The organism is Aliivibrio sp. 1S175, assembly GCF_001690985.1.
Classification (GTDB): Bacteria; Pseudomonadota; Gammaproteobacteria; order Enterobacterales; family Vibrionaceae; genus Aliivibrio.
Map to the genome: position 1 here is coordinate 246,007 of NZ_MAJS01000006.1, position 19,251 is coordinate 265,257.

General features: G+C 36.3%; 13 protein-coding genes. 6 read left to right on the top strand and 7 right to left on the bottom strand.

The genetic code is table 11. The annotated features are described in order from the left end of the window. Positions 1-48: 48 nt before the first annotated feature. Positions 49-3,216 (bottom strand): glycosyl hydrolase family 18 protein, encoded by a 3,168-nt coding sequence (locus tag A6E06_RS03140; RefSeq protein WP_065591589.1) that lies wholly within the window; start codon positions 3,214-3,216, stop codon positions 49-51. 192 nt (positions 3,217-3,408) lie between these two features. Further along, a complete protein-coding gene (locus A6E06_RS20190) occupies positions 3,409-3,924 on the bottom strand; it encodes a type II secretion system protein (protein WP_304362653.1) in 516 nt (171 codons plus the stop codon). A 575-nt stretch (positions 3,925-4,499) separates the two neighbouring features. Between A6E06_RS20190 and A6E06_RS03150 the strand changes: the two genes are divergently transcribed. Together A6E06_RS03150 and rdrB are read left to right on the top strand one after the other, a co-directional pair. Continuing rightward, positions 4,500-7,064: a hypothetical protein gene (locus tag A6E06_RS03150; RefSeq protein WP_065591590.1), complete on the top strand. Its 2,565-nt coding sequence runs from the start codon at positions 4,500-4,502 to the stop codon at positions 7,062-7,064. After that, entirely contained in the window at positions 7,064-9,583 is a 2,520-nt protein-coding gene (rdrB, locus tag A6E06_RS03155) for an antiviral RADAR system adenosine deaminase RdrB (protein WP_065591591.1), read from the top strand. The genes A6E06_RS03150 and rdrB overlap by 1 nt, the downstream gene beginning before the upstream one ends. A gap of 557 nt (positions 9,584-10,140) precedes the next feature. On the opposite strand, the gene cas6f is transcribed toward rdrB, so the two are convergent. The 5 genes from cas6f to A6E06_RS03180 form a co-directional block, all read right to left on the bottom strand. After that, the gene (gene cas6f / locus A6E06_RS03160) at positions 10,141-10,782 is read right to left on the bottom strand and encodes a type I-F CRISPR-associated endoribonuclease Cas6/Csy4 (RefSeq protein WP_065591592.1); all 642 of its coding nucleotides are present in this window, start codon (positions 10,780-10,782) and stop codon (positions 10,141-10,143) included. After that, positions 10,783-11,817: a type I-F CRISPR-associated protein Csy3 gene (gene csy3 / locus A6E06_RS03165; protein WP_065591593.1), complete on the bottom strand. Its 1,035-nt coding sequence runs from the start codon at positions 11,815-11,817 to the stop codon at positions 10,783-10,785. 9 nt (positions 11,818-11,826) lie between these two features. Next, positions 11,827-13,899 (bottom strand): type I-F CRISPR-associated protein Csy2, encoded by a 2,073-nt coding sequence (locus tag A6E06_RS03170; protein ID WP_065591594.1) that lies wholly within the window; start codon positions 13,897-13,899, stop codon positions 11,827-11,829. Positions 13,900-13,902: 3 nt separating this feature from the next. After that, positions 13,903-15,102, bottom strand: coding sequence for a TniQ family protein (locus A6E06_RS03175; RefSeq protein WP_065591595.1), 1,200 nt, complete (start codon positions 15,100-15,102; stop codon positions 13,903-13,905). A 200-nt stretch (positions 15,103-15,302) separates the two neighbouring features. Then, a complete protein-coding gene (locus tag A6E06_RS03180; RefSeq protein WP_017019121.1) occupies positions 15,303-15,605 on the bottom strand; it encodes a helix-turn-helix domain-containing protein in 303 nt (100 codons plus the stop codon). A 101-nt stretch (positions 15,606-15,706) separates the two neighbouring features. Between A6E06_RS03180 and A6E06_RS03185 the strand changes: the two genes are divergently transcribed. From A6E06_RS03185 to A6E06_RS03200, 4 genes are all read left to right on the top strand, one after another. Continuing rightward, complete coding sequence (locus tag A6E06_RS03185) at positions 15,707-16,282, top strand: hypothetical protein (protein WP_065591596.1); 576 nt, start codon at positions 15,707-15,709, stop codon at positions 16,280-16,282. Beyond that, positions 16,282-17,670, top strand: coding sequence for a DEAD/DEAH box helicase (locus A6E06_RS03190; protein ID WP_065591597.1), 1,389 nt, complete (start codon positions 16,282-16,284; stop codon positions 17,668-17,670). The genes A6E06_RS03185 and A6E06_RS03190 overlap by 1 nt, the downstream gene beginning before the upstream one ends. Before the next feature lie 35 nt (positions 17,671-17,705). After that, entirely contained in the window at positions 17,706-18,143 is a 438-nt protein-coding gene (locus tag A6E06_RS03195) for a hypothetical protein (RefSeq protein WP_255312046.1), read from the top strand. A gap of 307 nt (positions 18,144-18,450) precedes the next feature. Then, complete coding sequence (locus tag A6E06_RS03200; RefSeq protein WP_065591598.1) at positions 18,451-19,014, top strand: hypothetical protein; 564 nt, start codon at positions 18,451-18,453, stop codon at positions 19,012-19,014. Positions 19,015-19,251 lie beyond the last annotated feature (237 nt).

The window sequence follows — 19,251 nt, forward strand, 5'->3', positions numbered from 1 at the left end:
CGTATTATGGCTGCTCTTTTAGTTTCTATTACTTAACGCTTAACGGAATTAAAGGTTACACACCTTTGTCCAGCTTCCATCACTGCCAGGAGCAGCCGCTGTCCACCAATTCGCTTGGTAGATCACATTGTTGTTGATCACTTTGTCACCCGTGTTTGCATGGCTTGGATTACCTGCCCAATCTTTTTGTGGAAGATCTGGATAAGTCACTAAGCCTGTTGCATCACAGCCCGCATCAGGTGTTCCTCCACTATCACCATCACCTGGATTTCCACCAGTAGAGAGGTCAGCCAATGGTAGATCTGGTTGCTCAAACTTAAAGGCATAATCAACATTATTGATTGTCACTGTATAGTTTGCAGGACCGGAAATAGGTAGGTAATAAACCATATCTAATTCATACACGCCGCCCGCAGGCAGAGCTTTCCAAGCGGGTAGCGTAAAGGCAACACGGTGCATGGTGCCATCGAAGCCACCGATGTTATCTGCACGAGTATGACCAGAAGCAATTACCTGTAAACCACCACCTGATTGATCTTTTGCATTATCAGGTGCCGAGACTGGAATATCGAATTGGAACTCAGTTCCTCCAGGAATATCTTGTCCAGTATTGTTGGTAAAGTTGATTTTTGGATTGATTGGGTAGTTTTTATCGCCTACTTTAAATCCACCGACACTTACCGCAATATCAACGGTTTCGGATGGAATTGCTCCAGTAGCTACCGTATTACCATATGGCGTTGCAGATTTAAATTTCTCATAAATTGCTTTTGTCATGGTGTTACCCATGTGGTACTCACCATTACCCGTTTGACAAGCCGCTTCTGTTGCATCAACAGACGTTCGGTTACCATTAGCATCTAGAACATAACAGCTGTAATCGCCCGCGAGTTCCCAGAACATGATACCACCGATTTCTTGGTCAATAACATAGTCAGCTTTTACGTTAATAGAGTCTTTATCTTCGGTAGATAGGAATACTTTTTTCTCTGCATTCCATAACCATGGGGCTACAGCGACATTATCGTAATGACGAGTGTAAGTACCTACTAGTTGGTCTGCTGGATCGTTCGCAGGATCTAAACCATAGATATTGGCGTAAGAACCAAAGATGCCTTCTTGAAGGTTTTTAGCATGCCACATAGGGTTAGAACCTGCGCCCATTTCTTGACCGTATGAGTTCTTATCGTGCCACATGTTATCGATACCTAACGCACCGTAACCACAATTGTTTTTCTCACCCTCACCAGTACCCGCATCACATTGAGCTTGATCTGGTAATGGAGCTCGACCCCATAAACCATTCTCACCGCCAGTCACGCCTTGCCAACCACGAGTATAATAAGGAACACCAATATTGATACGACCTGCAGGCATTGAACCGCGGAAGTAGTGATAAGCCCAGTCAGTATTTAAGTAACCAATACCACCATAAGCTTCAGTATCATAAACGTTCCACTGAGCTAATTCTGAATCTTTACCTGTATCATACAATGCCGCATTATGGCCAACATGGTCATTCCAAGCACCGTGTAAGTCATAAGACATGATATTTACGTAATCTAAGTATTGAGTAACATCAAAGGTTTCCATACCACGCAATAAATAACCTGAAGATGGTGCAGCAATGGTCAGCATATAATGTTGTCCATCTTGGGCTGAAACAGCATCCAGTTTTTCACGAAGTGTTTTCATTAATATTTGGTACGATGCCCATAAATATTGACGACGAGGTTCCATGAATGCTTTATCGTCTGGATTGCCAGCACCAGCCATAGAAGTAGGGTATTCGTAATCAATATCTAAGCCATCAAATTTGTATTTAAGCATCATTTCAACAGCAGAGGCTGCAAATTTCTCAATACCTGCGTGGTTGATGCTGCCATCAGCATTGGTTGTCATGCTATAGAAGCCACCATCAGCAACACGATTACCGTCAGCACCAAAATGACCACCAGTTTCAGCCCAACCACCAATAGAGATAAGTGTTTTAACGCCGTGTTTTTCTTTCGCCGTTGCTAATGCACCAAAGTGGCCTTTAAAGCCAAGTGTAGGGTCAATTTCAACTCCTGCCCACTCTTTACCTGTTGCCGCATTATTTGGATCGGTAACATCACCAACATTAACCTTGCCATCAGAACCAATACTCACAAATGCATAATTGATGTGAGTTAATTGCTCCCAAGGGATATCTTTAACTAGGTAGCTGTTTTGTTCATCGCCACCATCTCGCCAGCTTGTGAAGTAACCAATAACACGACGAGGGTGGTCAGCTCCCATTAACTCACGACCTTCTTTGTCATAAGTAGTACAGTAAGGAACGGTAATACCTTCTGTTTGGTATAAACCATCAGGGCGGCAATTATCCGCAATAGGAAGAGAGCTAGTTACAGTTAACGTAGATGAGGCTGAATTAGTAGAAGCCCCTAAGTTATCAGTTGCTTTTGCATAAACAGACAGTGAACCTGCGGCAGTTGTTTTATATTGTAGTGTGTAAGGTGCAGTAGCGGCAGTACCAACAAGAGCGTTGTTGATATAGAAATCAACTTTATCGATTGTGCCGTCAGAATCTGTTGCGTTAGCCGTTAGTGTTACTGTTGCACCAAGTTCTACACTTGATGCAGATAAGCTTAAACTTGCTGTTGGTGCAATATTGTCAGTTGGAGTCCCTGTTACTGCTACCACAACAGAGCTTGTCGTGCTGACTGCACCTTTATCATCATAAGATTGAGCACTGAAGGTATGAGATCCTTCAAGAGCAGTCCAAGCAGCACTATAAGGGGAGTTAGTTGATGAAGCAATTACAGAGCCATCAACAGAAAAATCAACGCGAGATACTGAACCATCACTGTCAGATGCGGAAGCGGTTAACGTAACGACATCACCAGTTACGATATTGTCAGTAGAACTAGGGGAGGTTAAATCAACGATTGGTGCAACGTTTACTGCTTCACCAGAACAAGCGCCTAAATCTTGCCATGCACCCCATTCGCCAGCTGTCGCTGGGTCATTATTTTGAGTCCAATATTTAGCTTTGTAAGCGTTAGTGCCTTTTTTAACTTCTTCTCCACCGTTGTAAACTTTACTCGAATCCCATGTATCAAGAGGTGTGCAATCTACAGCCGCTTGAGCATTAAATGCCATTAAACAAGAAAGAGTTAAGGTAGAGAGGGTAAATTTATAATTATGTTTTCTTTTTAACTTTGAATGTTCCATTTCATATCCTTAAAGGTAATTCAAAACACCAATCAACTTTTTAATTGATGTAAATTAAGATTAGAATAGAAATAAATATGTGCTAGGAACCATTTATAAATTACAGGGCAGGTCTCAATAAACCTTATTTTAATATGAGTAATTACATTTATTTTTGTATCAATATTGTCTATTTATTGTGCGGGCATGCGATTAACAGCTTGTACTGATAAATTCAAAGATAGGTGGCCTATTCACGTTTATTACTACGTTATATTTGATGTGGCAATTGTCTTGACTGTATTTTTTGCTTTTATGCATAAATGTAATAAAAGGTTTACCAGTATCATTATGAAAATACCCGTCAGATGGCGTTGTATCGTTAAATTGCGACTCAATGAAGGTTTGAGTCATTAAGTGATTCCACGCGTTAGCGGCATCGGCTTTTGGGTAACCATAAACAATGTGAATGTTATCACCTTCAATGGTGATAGCACTGCTCACTTGAGTATCTATACCAGCAAGAATGGTTTTAGGATGAAGTTGATTTGCTGCACCTGCATCTCTCCTTTTTAGACCTTGAAGCGCTGAAATACGAGCATCACGTTGCAGGTTAAGAGACTTACTGGCTGCTGTTACCGATAAAATACCGAGAATAACAATGACAATGAACAGTTCAATAGAGTAAAACCTTCTTGCTTCATGAATAGGTATCTTAGATAAGAGCACATATACTAGATTTAGAATGGCTTACAGTAAAGTGTAGATTTATAGGATTAATCAAGGATGAGAGATAAAACGAGAGGTTGGACTTTAAAAGCTTCAGATAGTAAAACGCCGCTAATAAAAGCGGCGTTTTAAATAGTGATGCTTGCAACATAAGTCTGCATAGCCCTCATCTAAAAATCAAGAGCTTAATTTTGAGTTTGCAGCATAAGATTACATAGCTTTGCAGTGATAGTCTGCAAAATGTTTTACCTTAAAATATGACTGTAATTTTAGTATGTAATTAAATTTCACTTATTGTTAACAAATTTAATTAATATTTAGACATGAACGTGCTACTTCTGGTTCTAATACGGCAGTTATGTATATTTGATAACTACTAAATTTAGATATCAATATCAACAGGATCACCTTTATTTTAATCTATTTACCTACTTAATTATCTGTTTTTATTGTAATGTATTTTTATACTCGATATTTCAACGACTGATTTACATAATCTTGAATTACATCATAGACCTTAAGCACAATAAAAATATAATATCTGTCGCAATCCAACCAATCACCATGGCATCGCAATGAAATCAATCGAATTAGATTTAAGTAAACCTGAATATGATGAACTGTTTTCCTCTCAAGAACTATGGCAGCAACAATCAGCGACACTCTTGTTAAAGCACCTAGAGTATTTTGGTTTAGAAGCCAAGAGCTACAAAAAATCATCGTGCGGTCCAGTATATGGCCAACATGTACATAATGCGATCTTAATAAGTGGTGGGAGAGGGACTGGTAAATCTGTATTCCTGAAAAATGCACAAGCTCTTTGGGGGGAACATCGCAAGAAAAAACAAAATCTTCCTTCTCTTTACTTCGCTCCAATTATTGACCCTACGTTACTGCAAGATCATGATAGTTTTACTAATGTGCTTGTCGCACATATTTACAATCAGGTGTTTGATTTTATTAATTCAGGAAAATCTTCATTGTCTGGTACGGAATTACAGAATCAGACTGAGAGTTTTTATAAAAGATTACGTAGTTTAGCTGAGGCGGTTCAACACTCAGGTGAAAAAAGTGAACATTCTGGATTAGATAAAATTATTCAGTACAGCTCTGGAATCAAAATTGACCAGCTATTTCATGATTATATAGCAACTGCAAAAATAATTTTAGGTTGTGATGCAATTGTATTATCAATCGATGATGTGGATATGGCTTTAGATAAGGCATATTCCGTTTTAGAGGAAATACGACGACGACTATCCTGTCCAGATATTATCCCATTAGTTAGTGGAGAGCTTGAGTTATACCAACACCTCGTAAAACTAGAATTAAGAAAAAGCCTTACAGGTTATGACGAATTGTATTGCGATAGAAAAAGTAACGAGTTAGCAGATGCTTATTTAACAAAAATACTACCTAATCATTATCGCATTGCTTTAAAACCTATATCTGATCTTTTGTCATATCTCCAGATAAAAGATTCTAAATTGAAAACAGAGGCTAACAAGCTAAGCTATTTTGATTATCAAAAAAAAATCAAACAGTATTTTTTCGGTTTAGTTAATGGTGAGGAAAGATGTGCTGATTATCCATTACCACAATCTGCTCGTGAAGTTGGTCAGTTGATAAGACTTATTACTCCATCAGCGTTGAACGATGACTTATCGTTAAAACATAATTGGGAGTGCTTACGAGGTTGGTCTGAAAGTCAACAACATGGAGCTAGTCATGTGTTAGCCTGTTCAGCGATACAGCAACTGGATAGCTTTACTCCCTTTAAATTAAGCCAATTACTCATTTTCAACGTTAGGGATCAAGCATCAAAACGTTTACCGTGGGCTAGCTACGATTTTTGCGAGGAGCAAATAAAATTGGCTGAGCCCTTTGATAAAGGAAAAGGGACAGGCACTAACGTTAATCTATTGAAGAACGCTCTAAATCATAAGGTGATTAGGAGCATGCCGCCTTTGGAAATGTTTAGTGATAATATATCTATTACTATCGGAAATTCTGCTGTTGAGATTGAACGCAATACTCTAGAACTATATACACACTCCGCTTACTATGGAACCCAAGGTAGTCAACAAAGAAAGGTATACTTCAGTAAAGCTTTTGAAATTTTGGCAACAACATTACTGATGTCAGTGAGCTCCGTAACTTCATGTGAAGAGTGGAAAAACAAGTTTCAAGAAATCATTGATTCGACGCCATTTTATTCAATACACGCTTTGAATCCGACTAAATATGTTGATGAAGCTCCCATAGCAAAAAATAGTGATATTTTAGAGATTGAATTGAATATCAATGATAATAATAACTTTGTTGAAAAACTCGTTCAGTGGGTCAATAATCATAAAACTGACATTGCATTATTTGTCGATAATGAAACTAAGTTACTTGCAATTTTAGCGGCTGTTTTTAACAAAGCATTCTCTCAATTGAATTTACTTCGCGAGGGTTACCATAAAGGTAATAATGCTGAGGATACATTATTAGATGCAATTTTGCGTTTTCGCTATATTTTAATCAACGCTTTTGGTTTCCTCCTAAAACCAAATAACGTTGTTCCTGCTAATTTAGCTCTTGAAACTTCACAAAATATCCTTCGTGAATTATCAGAATTCTCTAACCAATCAAAAACTTACCAGAAAAATGTAGACTGGATTCATGAAGCGATAAAAAGCTCTATTCAGGAATCTGAAGGTAGTCTTGAACTTAAGTCAGCTCAATTCATAGATGCGGTATCTAGACACCCAATATTTACTGAACTTGGTATTGATATTGATAATTGCACTACTCTTGAATCAGCGGTAATTACTAATCAGAATGGTGGGATAAGAGTTTCACAGGCACAAGAAAGTTCTTCTAGTGGGAAATTCAGAAGTAAGGGGAGTGTGAGAGCATCGTCCAATTCAAAATCTCCTATTATGACTTTCAAAGAGCAAATAGGGGCAAAAAAAACATACCGAACAGCATCTGACTTTAAAAAAGCGATCAATAATGGTGTATATAAACCAGATCATCTAAAGACTTTGTGGGAAAAAGCGGAGCAAGAGTTGGGTTCCAACCCTACGCCAGACAAATACCAAGGGACCCACTGGGAAATCTACATAACTCTGAAAGAGAAAGTAGGTAAATAATGCAGAGCATACAATTACATTGGCTAACTCCTGCTGTATTACTAAGTTCTGACCGTTTATTGGATAATGTCATTGGTTCACCAATACAATCTGCGATCAAAGAAAGTACTCAAAAGAATTTGTATCGAATGGCATTAAAAGACTACCAGAGTTACCTACCGGGTAGACTTCGTCAAGAAGATATAGATCTTGCTCTTGGTCAATGGATAGATATATCCAAACCACTTGATCTATCTTCTATCATAACAACATTTCGTAAATCATTTATTAGTTGGCGAGGTGATAGATTCGAAGTTGAAAATCAACAGCTTGAACTCTGGCTCAGTTTGTTGTCACAGATTGATCCCGCTTGGATAATTGGATCTGGTTATGCTGAGTTAGTTGATAACGAAACACTATCTATAAATCAAGTTATTGAAATTGTTCGTGAACAATGTCCGAATGCTCTTCCAAAACGCTTTGACGGAGAACCAGTTGCTGATAACCACGTACATTTAGGTGGACATGGGCATTATAGCCTCTCTATGGCAGCTTTTGCTCTTCATTTAAATAAACGTCCAAGTAATGATCGTTCTAAATGGCCTTTTAGACAAGAACACACTTTTTTTAATAGTCAAATGAGAGAAATCACTGATTTACCCGTATTACTTCATCGTTTGTTTGGTTTTATTATAAATGGTATTAATACTGAAGGTATTGATCATAAATCTGTAACTTATGATTGGGATTCTTTGAGTACTCACCAGATTACACGTCATGCGACTGAACTAAACTCTATTCCACTTAGTGGGCATGTTCATTGTTTACTTGCATCAGCTGTAAATGAAAGTGGCCCTGCTAGCTGGGTATTGATTACGACTGCTATTATGCTACTTCTACGTCAAACATCCAATATACATAAAAAGAAGTATCTAACTGCATTCATTATGACTTCGTCGGTATTACGCAACTACATGGTAGTATCAGGTGTTGGGCTTGGTGACTTTGTTCAGTATTTTAAGTTTGGCTACAGAAAACCAATTGCAGGTATAAATTATCGAAAGCAATCCCAACTATATGATCTTACTGAGCATTATTTACGTGAGTTCAGAGTTGGTGATTCTGATTATAAATTCTTTTACGAATTAGCACGCTTCTATCTAGAACATAATGTTGAATCTAAAATGCATTTCGTTTTTCATTTTACACGCGGTTTTAATAAAGGAGAAAAAAACCGCCGCTATTCTCTTACTAGAAGAAATAGTAAAGCAACTGTCCGTAACCTTCAGTCTTTTATTAGCTCATTGACTTTTAGTGACTTTCCTATAGTCAATAGAAACTCTTTGGAATATAAACAAGTAGATTTAAGAGCAATGCTAAGAGGTTTTGATGTTGCAGGTAATGAAAATGAAATACCTATCGAAGTGTTTTCACCTGCATTGCGAGTACTTAGAAGTGCTATCCACAAATACAAATTTCCATTAGAAAAGCGGTTGAGGCAGCCTTTTATAACATTGCATGCAGGAGAGGACTTTAGTCATATCCTCAGTGGTTTAAGAGCGATTGATGAAGCTGTTAGTTTCTGTGATTACAAACCAGGTGACCGCATAGGTCATGGGTTGGCATTAGGGATAGATGTTCAAACATGGATTGCTAGACAACAACATATTTACTTACCCTTGCAAGAGCACTTGGATAACCTTGTCTGGTGTTACCATATGGGACTTGAATTAGTAGCAAGTCATCCTCAATTTCAATCTGCGCTTATGATTGTTGGTGAGAAAATTCGTCATTTTTGTTGTGAATTACATGAACAAGAGATTTCACCAAGAGCCCTTTATCAAGCTTGGCAGTTACGAAGAAACTGCCCTGAAGCTTCAGAACAACAAGCTGAAGCATTAGGGAGTGAATGGTTGCTTTGGGTTCCTGATGCTGATTGTATTCGTCGTTTTCAATCGAAAGATTCATCAGGGAGTAATCAATCACCTTATCATCTATGGCAAAAGTATCTGAACCGTAAACGGCATGATAAAGATCATGATAAAGTGGTGTCTATTAGTTATTCAAAAAACTCGACAGCCTGTAATATGAACCCTAAATTCGGTGTTATCGAGGATACATTATCTAATGCTGAACTTGATCTCATACATGGCATACAAGACTTAATGCTCGAACGCTTTAGTCAATCACAATGGATTTTAGAAGCTTGTCCTACCTCAAACCTCTACATTGGTAGGCTTGAACATTATAATGAGCATCCTATATTTCGCTGGTTTCCACTAAATAGAGAAGATCTTCTTTTTGGGGGGAGAGCTAATCGATTTGGTATTAGAAAAGGCGCTGTTCGTGTTTGTATCAACACAGATGACGCTGGATTAATGCCAACAACACTTGAAAATGAGCATCGAGTAATAAAAGAGTGTGCTATGAAAAATGCTTCTGTTAGCGATTACGATGCTCATCAATGGATAGAATCTATAAGAAAAACCGGTGTTGAACTTTTCCATTCAAATCATTTGAATTGGTTGCACGAAAAATAATATTTAAATCAACGTTACAAAGGGGCTAACTAAAGGCTCATTTTAGTAATTAATATTCTACTTTTTCGACTTAAATTATGTGAAAGTTAATCGATTCTAATAAGCTTGGTGAGTTCTAATTACAGGTTAGCTATCGCGATTTTTACATTAAATAATGAATAATCTCTTGATAATTCAAGTAACAAGTACTGGTATTAGTGCATATAGAGATAACCAAACAATCTATTTTTTAATTAGGCAACAGCTTGTTGCCTAATTAGGGAGTGGATAAAAAATCAAGCTCAATCACTTTAAAAAAGGCACAAAAAAGCTCTGTAAAAATAGAGCGATTAAGTGAATGTTTTACTGCTTTTCCAGCATAATAGGTTGCTTTCTTCCTGACCTATTCTTGGCTGCCTATCCGGCAGGTTACGTAGAAAGGATGGTTCTGATATTTGGGGTTATATTCTTGGCTGCCTATCCGGCAGGTTACAATGGAATATAGGGTAGATATTCTTAAAAATCAAAATATTGAAACGTTTCCTTTAAAATACCAATGTTGAAGGTTTCTTTTTAACTTACTGATCTTTATTTGATAATTTGTCTTCGTAATAAAAAGGTATTTTTGATAAATCAGGAACAGTGCCTAAATGTTTATTATTTGTCGCTAAGCCATAACTATTGTAGCTATTGCTAGAGTCTGTAGTCCTCGGGATGATGCCTTTTTGAATATGAAGAATAAATTGTTGCTGTTTACTTTTACTAGAGCACGACACTTTGTGAAAGGTATCAAACTCTCTGTCTTCATTTGATATAGGTGTATGCTCTTTATTATTTCTTGTGATTGAACGCTGAATTCTACGTTTTTTTGAACCTATAAATATTTTCCCAATAGATTGGTTTCTGATGAATCTTATTTGAGGAAGATTATTTGGCACAGGCTTGATATCTGTAATAGAAAATAATTCCTCATTCTTCATTAAATTGAAATAGGGCTGGTACTTAATGGCACTTAATAATTCAGAGTTATTAGAAAAAATAGCAAATTCATTCCCAACACTTTGTTCGGACCAATTTGGGAAGCCAATGGCAAAAGAGTTGTTTTCTATCAGCCTTAGACTAGAGATAAACTTGTGAAATTCAGCGATGCAACGTCCTGCCAATAACTCATTATCACAATCATCAGGCACATACGTAATACTAAAATAATGAGTGAGCATCTACTTTCCTTTTTTTGAAGAAGCACTCTTTTGAAACAGTCCTCCTTTTACTAATACAGCCATAACGTAATGCATATCATCAGTAATATCTGAATTTTCATCCAGTTGCGCGCAGTAGTTATCAGCGTTTTGAATTAAGGTGTAAAAGTCATTGCGATGTGAGGGATGCCTTCTGGCTATGATATTGTGATGATCAGCACCAAACTCATTTACTCTTAAGGGAATATCGGCATCATCAGCCCACCAATCGTCGATAAGTTGAATTGCAGCTCCAATCTTTTGTGCATGTAAAGCAACGGTTTTCTCACCAGTTAGAAGTGACGTTTTTGCATACACTTTGCTTGGTTTACCTTTTTCTTTAGTATCTAAAAACTCTTGGCTAGGATAAATTTCTTGGCAAAAGGCTACATTGATCGTTGCCGTAATATCGGCAAAGTAATAATGATCAGGTTCAGATAGTGCAATTGCGATTTCACTTCCTAACTTTGATATTGTTTTTTTATCTTTAGCTGAGGCTTTTCTTGATAGCTTAAAGGCATCATCGATATTAAATTCTTGGTTACTTGTTGTTTTTATTAAAATACTTGTACCTAGATTATGCTCATTTCGCCATAGCCAAGTACCAGAAAGTAAGTTTTTTGCGTATCGTTCACCAAGTTCTTGATAGCCGCCATTTTCTTTATATTTGGTGGCAAAAGCTTGCAATATCTCTCTAATTTGAATATCAGAGCATTTATCTGGTTGTAATGAATTTGCTTCTATACGTAATGAAAATCGGATTTTGATTTCATCTATACCAACAGGAACATAACACTCTTCAATAAATTGAGGGTTACTAAAGGAGAGATCTTGTGGGGCAGTGTTTTTAGTTGAGTAATCGCTATTAAAGGCTTCTGAAAATCCAGCTTTAGGCGCTCTTAAATGAGTTTGCTCACACTTAATAGGATTCATCTGACCATCTTTACTTTCATAATAAAAAACAGCCTTTCCCGGTGACAATGATCGAGTGTAGTTTAGATTATTACATAGCTTCATAGCGTATCCTTACTCATGCTTTTGAATAAGAATAGAATTGAAATCACTATTGATCGACCAAAAAGCATTTGAAAAATAATGTTTTTGTCGGTTAAGTCTCATATCTATAGGTATTACTTGCTCTGCTAATCCAATTAAAGGTTCACAAAATACGTGTTGATTAAGGCTCACATTCTCTCTATTTGTTGGATCTTCAAGAAATGAATAACCATTACAAATAGCAAGGTGTGTGCTATTTTCCAATATAGAAAGAAATTCATCTGGAGTGTTAAATGTTTCCGATGGTGGGTATATCCAACGACCTGAGTTAGGAAGGCGAGCTAACTCTTCAAATAAGTGTTCAGAAGATACATAGCTTGTAAGCCATTCTAAGCTTTCATGTAACGAAGGTTGATGTAACGTGCCACCAACACAACGAGCAGGCATTGCTGATAGCATACGTTGACTAATATCGCTTAAATTAACCTCAGTGTGAACTTTGATAATGAGGTCAAAACGCATATCACAAGAATAAGAAGGTTGCGTTAATAAACGTTTTGCAGGTGATAGTTCTCTTTTTTTATAAACATCCGAAGCTTCACAGAGCGGAGGAGATGATTGTAATTCATATTGATGAACAAATAGGCTGAAAGCTTCAAAATGAATGTTCTCTTCAATCTTTGTTTTTAATCTTCGTTCGAAGTCATGCATAAATCCCCAAAAACCAGTTAGTGAAGGTAGTCCACAAACATAGGGGGAGCTTAACGCATTGCCATTGTATAGCCTTAAATTTTTAAGATGGATAAATTGGGTCCTAGGAAGAGCTGGCTGCTGATTTATATTTTTATCTTGTGCCAGTTTATTCAGAACCCATGAAAGTTGTGATTTGAAAATAGGCATTAAATCAGGGTGATAAGCAAAGCGTTTTGTGTATTTATTCTTTCCTAGAGTTTGATTTAGGTGATTATGCAATGGCGTTAATAAGTCGGGAAAATTAGCAATAGGAGACGACAAGAATAGGTTAACTAATGATGGATGGTCATTAGTGATTTGTATCTGGTTATTATCTATATGATCTCGCCATCGAATCAGAGGAGTAAGCCAAAGAGCTATTTTTTGTCTAATGAAATGAACTCCTGATTTTCTGATTTGTTTTCTATGTTTCACATTCATTCTTACTTCAGAACTGATGAGCCTTTGTAATGCGTCAGTCGTACTTTTCTCAGTGATAGCTGAAGCACAAAAAGCTTCTCTACATTCAGTTTTGCTAGTCATATTATCGTGATACGAGTGTGGTGATTGTGATGTGCTTGGTGGCGAAAATATTAAGCTATGGTAACCACCGATAGAAGATGATAAAGCGCCTACACTAGCAGGGTGCTTACTTTCTCGTTTAATCCAACGAATATCATTAGGTTTCCTAGATTGGTGTTCTAACCATGTTTGAACTGAATTAGAAGTTACTGGAGTTAAAGTTAGATAGTCATTTTTATATGGAAATAAGATCTGTTTTGAATATGGACTGATGTTCTCTGGAAGTGTTTTTGCAGGTATTTCTTTTTGTATGGAATGAATAAATTGCTCAGCTTGTTTCTTGGTCCAGTTACATTGTATTTTTTTTATGATATCTAACCAAAACAGCGTGTCGGTTACGAATAATTGACTAAGAGTTGTTTGTTTTCCTCTCCATTTAAAGCAAGAGAGTAGAAAATGAGTATAGTTGACCTTTCCACTGTCATGAGACCAACCTAATCGATAAGGGACTACATTACTGTTTATTGTGTTATTTACTGAATCGATTGGTAGAGAAATAATGTTTCGCCCTTTAACTCGGCAATCTGGATACTTAACATTGTGACTATGGAACCACTTAAGTTCGTCAAGACACTTTTGAATATTATCATGATTATTTAAAAACAGAGATGCGCTAGTTTTGTCTAGGTAATCCTCCGTTTTTGGCGTACACAAATTAAGTAGGCATGTAATCGCTTCGATTTCATGATCATCAATACAAATAGCTGAAGAGTAGTGAGCAAATGCAACCTTGAAAGCTCTGTTGCGTTCCTTTACATCTTGAATGATGAGAATATCTGTAAATTCCATTAGTTACCACGCTGAAAGGTAGTGATGCAATTCATCTTGACTGGATTGCATGTTTGAAAGTTTGACTAGAATAATACTTGAGAGTGTAAAAACTGATTGGTGACTTGCTATTTTTTGATGCAGTTTTGGCCTAACGCCTAATTTAAGAAAACCTAATTCATATAAACGATAGATTTGATCGGTAGTGCAAGAAAGCAAGCTCGATGCCTCTAAGGGGCTTAGCAAGATTGAGAAGACATCAGAGTTAGGTTGAATTTGATAGCGAGATAGAAAGTACTGATATATATGACTCAATATGGAATTAGTTTTAAATTCTCGAGTAGGCAAGTGTCGGCAATCTAATAAAAGACTATTGAAAATTTCATTAAAAAATATCTTATTAAAAGGTTTAATCTGAACTGTTTTAGCTTTATCTATTTGCTCATCGAGTTCGGAATAGAAATTAGTAGGCCAATTTAATGAATATTTTACAAATGAAGTAGAAAAATCATCCGTTAGATTATATCTATTGATATACCAAAGTAAGACACCAAAGCGAGATGATATTGCTTGGTGCTCTCCCCAAACATTAGCTAGCTTAGTGTTTTCGCTGTTAAGCCATTGTGCAATGAGTAAAGCATTACTATTTGCTTGCGGAGCTAAGTGATCACTGAATTTGAATCCACACTGACAATCCGTAATGTTTTCACTTTCTTGATAATTAATAGAGGTTTTACACTCTGGGCAGTAATGTAATAGATCTGTTTTATGTTTGGTGCATACATCATGAGTGATGAAGTGCCATTCTTGACGTATGTATTCGTTCTCTTTTAGGCACTCAGGGCATACTGGAATACCATTTTTTCTGAGCAGGATTCTTGGTATATCAACACCATTTCTAAAAACAGCAGAATGTTGGCGTAAGAAAGTATTGCTTGATCTGCTTAAGGCGCTTTTTAATAAAGGGAAGTTATTAATCTCAAGCCACTGCTCAATTTTGATTAGTACTTTGAGCTTTAAGTTACTTGATGTGTGAGAGTGATAGAGATTTATCGTATTTAGGGTTGCAGGGAAAGTTCCACGAACCTCACGATCTTCTTCTTTGACTTGGAACCAAACTTCATCGCTAAAATCCTGAAAAGAATCATAGTAATTATTCTGACTGATTCTTAATAAACAGCTCTCTAGCGATTCATCTTCATAAAGCTCTATTGGATTAAGCATTTTTAATTACGCCCTAAAACTGAGGATTCCTAAGTTTATTTTTAGGTTAGATTCTATTGAATGTCAAAAAAGAGGTAGGGTAATTGTTCAGAATGTGAGGGCTATAGCGCATTTATATTCTATGTAGACTTAATGGCGTTTGAGTTGGTATGGGAAAGGCACTGTTATTTTGATTTTTAAATAGCAGTGCTTTTTTGATTTTATTGCTTTAGTGATTCTATTAACTTAACTCGTTCTTCCTCACTCATTTTTCCTATTAGTAGATTCAATTCAGCTAACGAATCAGATTCACAAAAAAAGTAACTCAGTGGAACACCAAGTTCTTTTGCCATACGTTGCAGCACACTAATATCAGGTGTGTGACGACCTTTCTCGTAGTGATTCATACGCCCACTCGCAGAACTCTCTTCCATACCGATTCGAATACCCAATTCTTTTTGGGTGATCTTGGCATGCTTACGAGCTTCTTTAAGTCGTTTTGGGATTGGATTTTCTCTTTCCACAGACTCATCATCATAAAAACCTTTAATAACTTAGATTGTCTAAGTTTTACTTATTCTTGTATACTTAGCAATCCTAAGTTTTTAGTTAAGGTTTTTTGGTTGTGAGTAACAAAGTAAAATTAAATGAGGTTGTCTTTAAGATATTGATAGAAAATAAGTTAGATGGTTTTACCGTATCTGACATGAGAGATAGCGTGTTAGAAGTGTCTGATTTATTTGAATCAAAAGAAGCTGCTGGAACTTTTGCATATAGACAGATTTTTGCTTTGGAAAAGAAAAAACTATTGGCTAAATCTGAAAAAGTAGATGGAAAAAAACTAACTTATTATCAGACTGAGCTACTTTTAAATTCGCAAGTCACAATGAAATCTTATGAATTTAAAGAGAGGGCTAAGCGAACTTCAGTGATACCCAAGGCTACTGCTCCTACACCGAGTAAAGAGAAGCCTATTTCTGAGCTATTAAAAGCAGTGATTAAGCAAAAAACTCAGTACGAGGCAGAGTTGACAATGGTATTAAGTGAAACTGAAGAAGTTAAGCATGTGATGTCATCTTTTCCTGATGAATCGACTCATTTACAAGCTCTTTATTTAGATTTACGAAACCAATCAGCGACGTTATGCGGAAAAGTAAATGCATTAACTAAAATTATTCAGCTGGATGAGGGTAAAGTTTAATGCTAAGAAAGTGGCAAGCAGAAGCGGTGAACTTAAGTATTGAAAAATATTTAAATGACCAACAACATATACTATTACTTGCTACTCCTGGGGCAGGTAAATCAGTTGCAGCGGCTGAAATAGGTTATCGATTAAAACAGACAAATGAGATTGATTTTATTCTGTGCTTTTCACCATCATTAATCGTTGCTGAAGGAATGCGTACTACTTTTTCTTATCGTTTTAATGCGTCATTTCATGGTTCTATGGGAGCCGTTGGAGGGTCATATACCTACCAAAATATGCTTTATTTAAGTGATGAATTTTGGCAGATCTTAGAAAACCATAATGTATTAGTTGTTTTTGATGAGATTCATCATTGCTCAGGATCTGATGTATCAGAATCGAATGCATGGGGTGAAAAAATTCTAACTAAAATTCAATCGAAAGCAAAATATACGCTGGCATTAACGGGAACGCCGTGGCGCAGTGATTTTACTCCAATTACTCTTGCTAAATATACTGACCCAGATAATCAAATTTATTGTGATTATATCTATGGGTTAGGGGAAGCCGTGAGGGATAACGTTTGTCGTAACCCACATTTAGTACTTGTTGATAATAATAATTTTCAAGTAACCAAGAGTGAAAAGGGAAAACAAACATTTGGCAGTGTATCTGAATTATTAAAGTATTCGTCTATAAATTATGAGTCAGTGATTACTCATCCAGAAACGATGAATTACTTATTGCAGTTGAGTTGTCATAAATTAGCAGAGGTTAGAAAAGATAACCCAGAAGCGGCTGGGTTAGTCGTTGCATCATCGGTTAGTCATGCTATTGAGCTTTTAAATATACTAAAAACCAAATTCAAACAAACAGCAACCATTGTTACTTATAGACACGATAATCCACTAAATGAAATCGCAAACTTTAGGAGTAGTAATACACAATGGATTGTTAGTGTTGGAATGATCTCTGAAGGAACAGATATTCCTCGTTTACAGGTTTGTTGTCATTTGAGTACTGTAAAAACAGAGCTGTACTTTAGACAGGTATTAGGCCGTATTTTGCGAGTGACTCAATCAAAAAATCAAGAAGCTTGGTTGTTCACAATCGCTGAACCAAAATTAACAGAATTTGCTGAGCGAATAGATGAAGATATACCGGATTATTCAGTGATAGAAAAAGACATTGAGATGACTCAAAAGGCTAATTTATTACCGACAACGGTATTTGAGAATCCAGATAAGGCCTTTAAAGCAACGCAAAGAGCACTTAATGAGCATCTAGAGATTATGTTTGATGATTACCCACAAGATACTAGTGTTTTTTCATATGCCCCAAATATTGCCTTACAGGGTGACTTTAGACAAAGAGTCATTTCTGTATTTAGTCATATGAGTTAGCTGGATATCTACAAATTAAACGATAGGAATAATTTATGAAGCTTACACCAGAACGATTTATTGAAATGGCTTGGTCTATAAACTTAAGTATCATCTCAGCAGATAAAGATCTTTTAGATGTCGATTTTATTGAAAAAACGACCATCCTTGCTGAAAAGGAAGGAATAGATGTACTGTATTTGGACTTTTCTAGTTATGAATCGATCGAGCATGTACTGACGAGTACAGAAAATACCGCGTTCTTTGAGGCTATTCAGTCTGCGTCAAAACCAACTCTTTTATGGTTTGATAACTGCGATATGTTAGCACCACTGAATTGTGATTTTACTTATAGATTAAGATCTGTTTTAACTACTCGATTTGATGGGGTGATTCAATCTGTATTTATCGCGAAAAATGAATCTTTAAAGTTAATGTTTACGGATAGTAAAGCCGCGTTTTATCAAAGTTCAATGCGTATTACATGTAGGTAAGGCGAAATTAGCTTAGCTATGTTCTAAGCTTGTTACGTATTTAAGTACGTTACAGATAATCAACTAGTCGTGATATAAAAAACTCAAGACTTGGCTCTATTACCTTTTTTATAGCCAGTCACATTAGTAGCCTCGCAATCAATATGTGACTGAAATCAAAATAAATATTGTATGCTATGTGATAAATTTCATTAGCTTAATTGAAGTTGAATATGTTTGAACGAACACGGTTCAGAATGGAGACTATGGGAACTTCATGTTCACACTCCTGATTCAATATTAGAGACACAATTTAAAGGTAAATGATATGAATGATGAGTTTGAAAGTACACAAAGTGTGTTAGAACGACGTTTTTTAGAGCAAAAAGCAGAGTTTATAAAGAATCATACATTACTTTCTTTATCTGAGTTTGCTGATAAATTAAGAATTAAAGGTAAGAAGAGAAGCTTGTCTATTTATCGACTTAGAAAAGAAAAAAAGGTTCTGGCGATTAGAATTGATGACGAATATTTTTATCCTGATTTCCAACTAAATAATGCAGGAAGTGTTTATTCTGCATTGGAAATAGCAATGCCTCAATTTCCCAAAATACTTAATGGTTGGGATATCGCTTTTTGGCTAACGAGTTCACAAACCATTGTTCAATATATTCCCGTGTTAGATCTAGATGTTGTTAAAGAAATAGCATTGAACTTGGATTCTTTAGATGAAATTGCAGAGTTTATTGAAGATAAGATAGATACATCAGGGGTACGGACAGAAATTCCCTTAGATTTGCTAGATAATGGAGAGGTTCAACTTTTTGCAGAATTTGTGGCGTGGTATTTATGTGATGAGCCTGAAATTACGCTGAAGGTTGTTTGGGAGTAGCTAATATTGTTTAAATTGGCTACGTGGAATTACTATAATTCATTTCTTCCCCATTGTGCGTTAGTTAACACTTAAGGCCGATAATTATCCCAGAAATTAGAATGGATAAGGTGACTATCAATTATAATTGATGATTATTGTTTACTACAAAATTAACTTTCAAAAACCTCTTTTTCTATGGTTTAACTGATTGTTTCGTATAAGTTACCCTGTTCATATTTTCTTTCTGTACTTTAC

Coding starts and splice junctions, on each gene's coding strand:
- A6E06_RS03170 (WP_065591594.1), bottom strand. CDS start 13,899: ATGGAATTTACAGATATTCTCATCATTCAAGATGTAAAGGAACGCAAC.
- A6E06_RS03140 (WP_065591589.1), bottom strand. CDS start 3,216: ATGGAACATTCAAAGTTAAAAAGAAAACATAATTATAAATTTACCCTC.
- A6E06_RS03190 (WP_065591597.1), top strand. CDS start 16,282: ATGCTAAGAAAGTGGCAAGCAGAAGCGGTGAACTTAAGTATTGAAAAA.
- csy3 (WP_065591593.1), bottom strand. CDS start 11,817: ATGAAGCTATGTAATAATCTAAACTACACTCGATCATTGTCACCGGGA.
- rdrB (WP_065591591.1), top strand. CDS start 7,064: ATGCAGAGCATACAATTACATTGGCTAACTCCTGCTGTATTACTAAGT.
- A6E06_RS03200 (WP_065591598.1), top strand. CDS start 18,451: ATGAATGATGAGTTTGAAAGTACACAAAGTGTGTTAGAACGACGTTTT.
- cas6f (WP_065591592.1), bottom strand. CDS start 10,782: ATGCTCACTCATTATTTTAGTATTACGTATGTGCCTGATGATTGTGAT.
- A6E06_RS03195 (WP_255312046.1), top strand. CDS start 17,706: ATGAAGCTTACACCAGAACGATTTATTGAAATGGCTTGGTCTATAAAC.
- A6E06_RS03150 (WP_065591590.1), top strand. CDS start 4,500: ATGAAATCAATCGAATTAGATTTAAGTAAACCTGAATATGATGAACTG.
- A6E06_RS03175 (WP_065591595.1), bottom strand. CDS start 15,102: ATGCTTAATCCAATAGAGCTTTATGAAGATGAATCGCTAGAGAGCTGT.